This window comes from Cryobacterium sp. Y50, assembly GCF_002929805.1.
Lineage (GTDB): Bacteria > Actinomycetota > Actinomycetes > Actinomycetales > Microbacteriaceae > Cryobacterium.
Window position 1 is genome coordinate 63745 of record NZ_PJJM01000083.1, and the last position, 6399, is coordinate 70143.

The 6399-nt window shown below is 63.9% G+C and carries 6 protein-coding genes and 1 pseudogene; 5 read left to right on the top strand and 2 right to left on the bottom strand.

From position 1 onward, the window contains the following. Positions 1-122: 122 nt before the first annotated feature. Positions 123-1745: pseudogene (locus CXY73_RS07625) on the top strand (phytoene desaturase family protein). A gap of 85 nt (positions 1746-1830) precedes the next feature. Further along, positions 1831-2337: an SRPBCC domain-containing protein gene (locus CXY73_RS07630; protein WP_104177346.1), complete on the top strand. Its 507-nt coding sequence runs from the start codon at positions 1831-1833 to the stop codon at positions 2335-2337. Between the two features lie 37 nt (positions 2338-2374). Here the strand turns inward: CXY73_RS07630 and CXY73_RS07635 are convergent, their stop codons facing one another. Beyond that, positions 2375-2989, bottom strand: a complete 615-nt coding sequence (locus tag CXY73_RS07635) for a GNAT family N-acetyltransferase (protein WP_199184319.1) — start codon at positions 2987-2989, stop codon at positions 2375-2377. Between the two features lie 290 nt (positions 2990-3279). Between CXY73_RS07635 and CXY73_RS07640 the strand changes: the two genes are divergently transcribed. The 3 genes from CXY73_RS07640 to CXY73_RS07650 all read left to right on the top strand — a co-directional run bounded on the left by CXY73_RS07640 (position 3280) and on the right by CXY73_RS07650 (position 5693). Next, positions 3280-4809 (top strand): HNH endonuclease signature motif containing protein, encoded by a 1530-nt coding sequence (locus tag CXY73_RS07640; RefSeq protein ID WP_158254062.1) that lies wholly within the window; start codon positions 3280-3282, stop codon positions 4807-4809. Positions 4810-4947: 138 nt separating this feature from the next. After that, a complete protein-coding gene (locus CXY73_RS07645) occupies positions 4948-5427 on the top strand; it encodes a hypothetical protein (protein WP_146071683.1) in 480 nt (159 codons plus the stop codon). Between the two features lie 44 nt (positions 5428-5471). Further along, positions 5472-5693 (top strand): hypothetical protein, encoded by a 222-nt coding sequence (locus tag CXY73_RS07650; RefSeq protein ID WP_146071684.1) that lies wholly within the window; start codon positions 5472-5474, stop codon positions 5691-5693. On the opposite strand, the gene CXY73_RS07655 is transcribed toward CXY73_RS07650, so the two are convergent. Further along, complete coding sequence (locus CXY73_RS07655; protein ID WP_199185308.1) at positions 5690-6319, bottom strand: thioesterase family protein; 630 nt, start codon at positions 6317-6319, stop codon at positions 5690-5692. The two genes, CXY73_RS07650 and CXY73_RS07655, sit on opposite strands and share 4 nt — an antisense overlap. Between the last annotated feature and the right edge of the window lie 80 nt (positions 6320-6399).

Consider the following 6399-nt stretch of genomic DNA (forward strand, 5'->3'; position numbering starts at 1 on the left):
GCGCAGAATTGCGGTGGTCTTCTCGCACCACCCAGAACAGAAACCATAAGTATAAGAAGTTCATGTAGTATACGGTTTTTGAGCACGGGAAGTGACGTGAACCGGCTCGGTAGGCTCGGGGCATGAGCGAACGCACCCACGACGTCGTGATCATCGGTGGCGGACACAATGGCTTGGTCGCCGCCACCTACCTCGCCTAGGCCGGACGCAGCGTGCTCGTGCTCGAACGCGAGCCGCAGGTCGGTGGTGCCGCCATTTCAGCGGATGCCTTCGCCGGCACAGGCGCGCGCCTTTCGCGCTACTCCTATCTGGTGAGCCTGCTGCCGACGCGCATCATTCGCGAGCTGGGGCTCGGGCTCGAGATCGAGATCGAGCTGGCTCGACGGCGGTACTCGTCGTATACTCCGGTTCCTGGGGTAGGCGCGGCCGGGGTTGGCGCGGCGAGGGCTGGCGCACTTGACGGCATCGCGTCTGCTGCCAGCGCGGCCGGGCTGCTCGTCGACAACGGCGATGCCGAAGCGACGCGGGCATCGTTCGCGCGCATCGGGGCTGCGGCCGATTTCGACGCGTGGAATGTGTTCTACGAGGACACCGCTCGGTTGGCCCGCGCCGTGCTTCCCACGGTCTGCGAACCGCTGCTCACCCGCTCGGAGGCCCGGCTGCTGGTCGACGACGACATACTCTGGACGTCACTGATCGAGCGGCCGCTCGGGGCCGTCATCACCGACCGCTTCAAGAACGATCTCGTGCGCGGCGTCGTGGCCACAGACGGCCTCATCGGCACGTTCACGAGCCCGGGCGACCGAAGTCTCGACACAAACCGCTGCTTTTTATATCACGTGATCGGCAATGAAACCGGGGATTGGGACGTGCCGATCGGCGGCATGGGCGCCGTGACCGGAGCGCTCGAACAGGCGGCGCGCGCTGCCGGCGCGCGGCTGGAACTCCGGTCTGAAGTCACATCGGTCACCCCCGATGGAGCGGTGGATTACCGCAGGGAGGGTCGCGTCGAGAGGACGCGGGGCGCGGTGGTTCTGGCCAACGTCGCGCCGTGGGTGCTGCGAGAGCTGCTGGGCGCTGGAGGAACGGCATCCGCTGTAATAGAAAAGCCGGAGGGCGCGCAGGTGAAGGTCAACCTTTTGCTGACCAGGCTGCCGCGGTTGAAAGATGCGAGCGTGTCGTCCGAGGCCGCCTTCGGCGGCACCTTTCATGTCAACGAGTCGTACGAGCAATTGCAGGCCGCGTATGAGCAGGCGCTGGCCGGGGAGATTCCCTCCGTTTTGCCGTGCGAGATCTACTGTCATTCGCTGACCGATCCGAGCATTCTTGCGCCCGAACTCGCCCAGGCAGGGGCGCACACGCCCCATCGCGCGCTCACCGAGGGCAACAACGACGAGATGCGGGCGCAGTTGCAGGCCGCAGTGCTGCTTTCGCTCAATTCGGCGCTGGCCGAGCGGATCGAACCCCTCTTAATGACGGATGCTGCCGGTCGTCCCTGCATCGAAACCAAGACCACGCTCGACCTCGAGCACGCCCTGAACCTGCCCGGCGGCAATATTTTTCACGGCGAGCTGTCCTGGCCGTTCCTCGAGGACGACGAGCCGCGCGGCACGCCAGCCGAGCGCTGGGGAGTAGCCACCTCGCATCCGCGCATATTGATCTGCGGGGCCGGTGCGAGGCGCGGCGGCGGGGTCAGCGGGCTCGGCGGCCACAACGCCGCGATGGCCGTGCTCGAGGGTGCGTAGTAGACGGATCGACGCGTGTAGCCGACGGGTTGAAAGTGGCCTAGCCTGAGGGAAGACTCGCGTTTCACTCATAGTGGAGGTCACCATGTCAGCCAAGCCCACCGGTCGTCTTGTTCGCCGCGAGGACGGCCTGTATCTCATGCTCAATCGGCTCTTCAACGCGCCGATCGAACAAGTTTGGGCGAGCCTGACCCGCCCCGCCGAGTTGGAGAAGTGGATCGGCACCTATACCGGTTCGCCCGCCACCGGAGCGGTCAAGTTCAAGATGACGGCCGAACTCGACGCCAAATGGGAGCATGTGAGCGTTCGCGAATGCCAGGCTCCGTACCGCTTCAACGGCGACTTTGGCGAGGGCGAAGATTCCTGGCGTGCCATGTTCCACCTGGTCGAGGGCGACGGCATGACCAACCTGACCTTCGGGCAGCGCCTGCGGTCCCCGTCGGAAGCCGCCACGGTTGGCCCCGGCTGGGATTACTACCTCGATCGCCTGGTCGCCTCGCGCGCCGGGCTGCCGCTACCGCAGTGGGAGCATTACTACCCCGCGCATACCCAGTTCTACAGAGACCTGATCGTTCCAGTTCGCACCGCCTGACCGCTAACGTTCGGCGAATTACTCAAGGTCTGTGCCCTCACGGCGCAGACCCAGGGTTGCGACGACGTCCGGTGCCTGGCGCTGCTGGCTCAGAGGTTTCTTCAGCGCGCGCCCGCAGCCCAGTGGTCTCTCGTGATTGCATAATCGACATTGCCTTGGTCGGAGCCGGGGATAGAGCGGATGATCCCTTCGTCGCGAGTGCCAGATAGGTCAGGCCGAGGCGACTCATCACTGCACGAGATCCTGCATTGACGGTCATCGTTTCGGCGAAGATTTGGGTCAGTCCCACGTCGTCGACGCCGTAAGCGAGCAGGGCGGCGGCACCTTCAGACGCCAATCCCTGGTGCCAGAAGTCTGGCATCAGGCGATACCCCAGTTCTGCTTGCCCCCGCGCATCGTCGTTCTCCGGCGCAAGGAGCCACCAGCCAACGAACTCTGCTTCAAGAAAGCCAGCCCAGAAGCCAAGACCGTCTCGCGCTACGTCGAGCCGTTCTTGATGGTGCTTTTCCACTACCGAACGATCCCGAGGGAAGCCGGCCCCCAGATAACGCATGACGCCGGGGCTTGCGTCAAGGGTGACCTCGTATTCGAGAAGCTCGTGTGCCAGCGGAATGAGCACCAACCGGCTGGTCTGGAGGGTGCATTGGATCACCTCCCGACTATTGCAGCCAGACAGGCTAACGGCCAATTCGAAGTGGGCGCAGGCGGACAGGAGAACGCCGCGCTGTTGGCCACGGAGATTGCCCACTTATGGCCAACGGATGGCACTGGCGATGTGAGGTTTATGCAGACCTAGCCCCAACTGCCCACGCCCCCGACGCCGAGCGGGCTGGCACTCCCCGCGAGGAGGCACCCCGCTCCCGAAGATCGTATACAACTCTGCAAAACCTTCAACATAATACTGAGAATCTCTCGCTTTCAGGTGCTCTTTCGGCTATAATTATGGCTGAAGGAGGCACCGACGCCATGGCCTTCACCGCCCCGCCCGCAGCAGCCGGTTCGATGCCGGAGTACGAGGTTTCTCGGGTCGCGGTGATAGCGCAGGCGGGTGTATTGTTGGCCTCCGTTCTCGACGGGGTGCGGTTTGGTCAGCTCGACGACAGCGAGGCTGTCGCGGTGCTCGCGGCCTTGGAAGGGCTGGGTCGCAAGGTTGATGGCGCAAGATTACGGGCGACCACTGACATTGGTGCCCGTGCCGAAACCGACCTCGGCAGTGGGTCGCTCGCGTTCAAGAACGGATGCCGTAACCGGGTTGATTTCATTACCCAGCTTGCCGGCATCTCCGGCCGTGAGGCCAAACGTCGCCTGAAGCTCGGCGAGACCACGGTGGAGCGCACGCCTCTTGGCCTGCCCGTGCCCGCCCGGTATCCGGTGATCGCCGACGGCCTGATCAGCGGCGACCTCGGCGTAGAGTCAGCGGAAATCATCGCCACAACCCTCACCGCGTCGCAGGGCCGAGTCGGGCAGGACGACCTCGACCGGGTCGAACGCGCCCTGGTCGCGTCGGCGACCGGCGCGATCACGTCGGAGACCGTGGGGCTGCCGGGAGCGGGCATCCGCTTCGCACCCGACTACCTGCGGGCGCAAGCGATGGAATGGCAGGGCCGGCTCGACCCCGACGGCACCGCCCCGGGCGACGACGCCGTCGAGGCAAAGAGCACGCTGACGTTCGGCCTGCTCCGCAACGGGCTCTACCCGGTGCACGCCAGCGTCACCCCCGAACTGCGCGGTGTTATGGACACCCTCTTCGACACTTACCTGTCGGCGCGATCCCGCACCCCCATCTTCGTCCCCACCGAACTGCTCGAGAGCCGCAATAAGCCCGAGCTGGACGGCATCGACGGGGTGGAGAGCATCCCCGGCTCGGCCGCTTTCGGCACGGAACCATTCAGTGCCGACCCGTTCACCGGCGACACCCGATTCACCGGCGACACCCGATTCGACGGCGACCGCCGCACCGCGGGCGAGAAACGCGCCGACATCCTCCGCGCCGTGCTCGAGGCGGCCGCACGAGACCCGAAGACCCCGACCATGGGCGGAGCCGCCCCCACCGTCATGGTGCACATCAACGCCGTCGACCTCGACCAGGGCCGCGGCGTCGGCTGGATCGACGGCATCGAAGCACCGGTATCGTTCCGCCGCGTGCAAGAACTCATCTGCGCCGGCGGCTACCAGCAAGCCCTGTTCGGCGACGGCGGCTGCATCATTCCCGGCTGCACCATCCCCGCCCGCTGGACCGAAGTTCACCACGTCCTCCCCTGGCACGAAGGAGGACTAACCAACATCGACAACGGGGTCCTATTGTGTTGGTACCACCACCACATGATCGACATCAGCGGCTGGAAAATCCGCATGATCCACGGCCGACCCCAACTACTCGGCCCCGTCCTGTGGGACCCGTCTCAGACCTGGCGACCAGCCCAAACCCACCGGGCCAATACGCCCAGCCCGGAACCCCCTTGGCGCACGTGAGCCGAATAGGTTGATTTTCATGGAAAGACCAAGCACCCCGCAGTCAAGTCGCCCTAGCGTTGCGAGCATGGATTCCCCCGACGCCAACCATGCCTTCCTCCGAATAGATCTAGACCCCAGGTCACAGACGCCCGAACGTTGGAGGCCGCCGTGGTCGCGGACGTAGAGTCGCGCACCTATTCCGATCCGATGGACGTCGAGGACGAACTGGAATTTGTGCGAACTGGACCGGAGAGTGCGCTCACGGTCCTTTTCGACGTTTCGGGTCCCATCAACGCTACTCCTGGCATTGAGCTCACCTCATCAACGGTCGGCGCCTTCACTCCCGAGCACTTTCGGAGGTTGCATGAACGGGTGGATTTGTCGACTGGAGCGTCGGATCAATCCAGCTTCATAGGCCAGCTGATCAAGGACTCGGCCAAGGCGCGAGGTCTGTTCGAGCTTTTCGGCGCCCCGGAGAGCGAGGACGAGTTCGACGTTGAGCAGTCCGTGGTGCTCAGCACACTGCCTCGTCGATTTGCGCAACACTACGACTGGAGATTTGATCAAAAATTCCTCGTTGCGGCCGTCGATGTCACGGCTGGCATTTCGACAGACTTGGGGCTCCGGCTTCGGTAGCGCATGAGTTGGCGCTCCGCTGCCTACTGGACCAAGCGGAAATCTTGTCGGAGGCCTACGAGGTTGAACTCGGGGAATCGTGGCGGTCGCGCCTCGAAGGCCTTCTCTTCGAGGATCTCGATCATGAGTTTCTTTTTGATGAGTCACTCGACGGAATCGAAGATGACCCTGAACTCGGTCCTCCGGGCATGTGCCCGATGTCCTTCGAGAACTGGTTCATCCCGTTTGACGTCGCATACCCGACGTCACCGTATCCGCGCGATTAGTTCCAGATGCTGGGGGCGGGAGCGCGCGTGGGCGGAACCGCCGCGGTGGCTGCCCACTCCAGCAGCCAGTCGGGCACCGTCACGTTGTCGGGAGCGACCCCGATCGCCGCCAGCAGCTCATCGATCGTGACGACTCCACCGGTGCGCTTGAGAAAGCGACCGCGGATGTAGCCGTGAGCATAGATTTCGAGAGTGCCGTCGGCATCCGGTCGCACGAAGCGCTGCTCGACGTACACGGCTTTCTCATCGAACCCGATGATGCGCGACTCAACCGTGAACTTTTGGCCGAGCTTGAGCGACTTGCGAAAACTGATCGTCTCCGACACGACGACGGGATACCAGCCGCGCTCCTTGAAGATGGCCCAGACGCCGGTACGGTGCAGCATGTCGAAGCGGGCCACATCCATGATCGACAGGTAGACGCCGTTGTTCATGTGCCGCAAAATATCCTGGTCCGTCGGGAGCGTCACGAAGTTGGTGCGCGCCACGTCGAAGTGACCGAGCCGGGGGCCGAACTGCGACAGCAAGGCATGGAGGAGGGTTCTGAAGAACATATGCACGATCACGATGCTAGCGACGCCGCGGCTGCGGCGAGCAATCCGTTGTGGGTGAGCGCCAGCAGCCATCCCCGTTACCTTGTTTGTAACCTCGGATGGTGTGAGTATCTGAGGGAGTTGGCCTGTCGGGTCCGGCATGATTGTTGCCC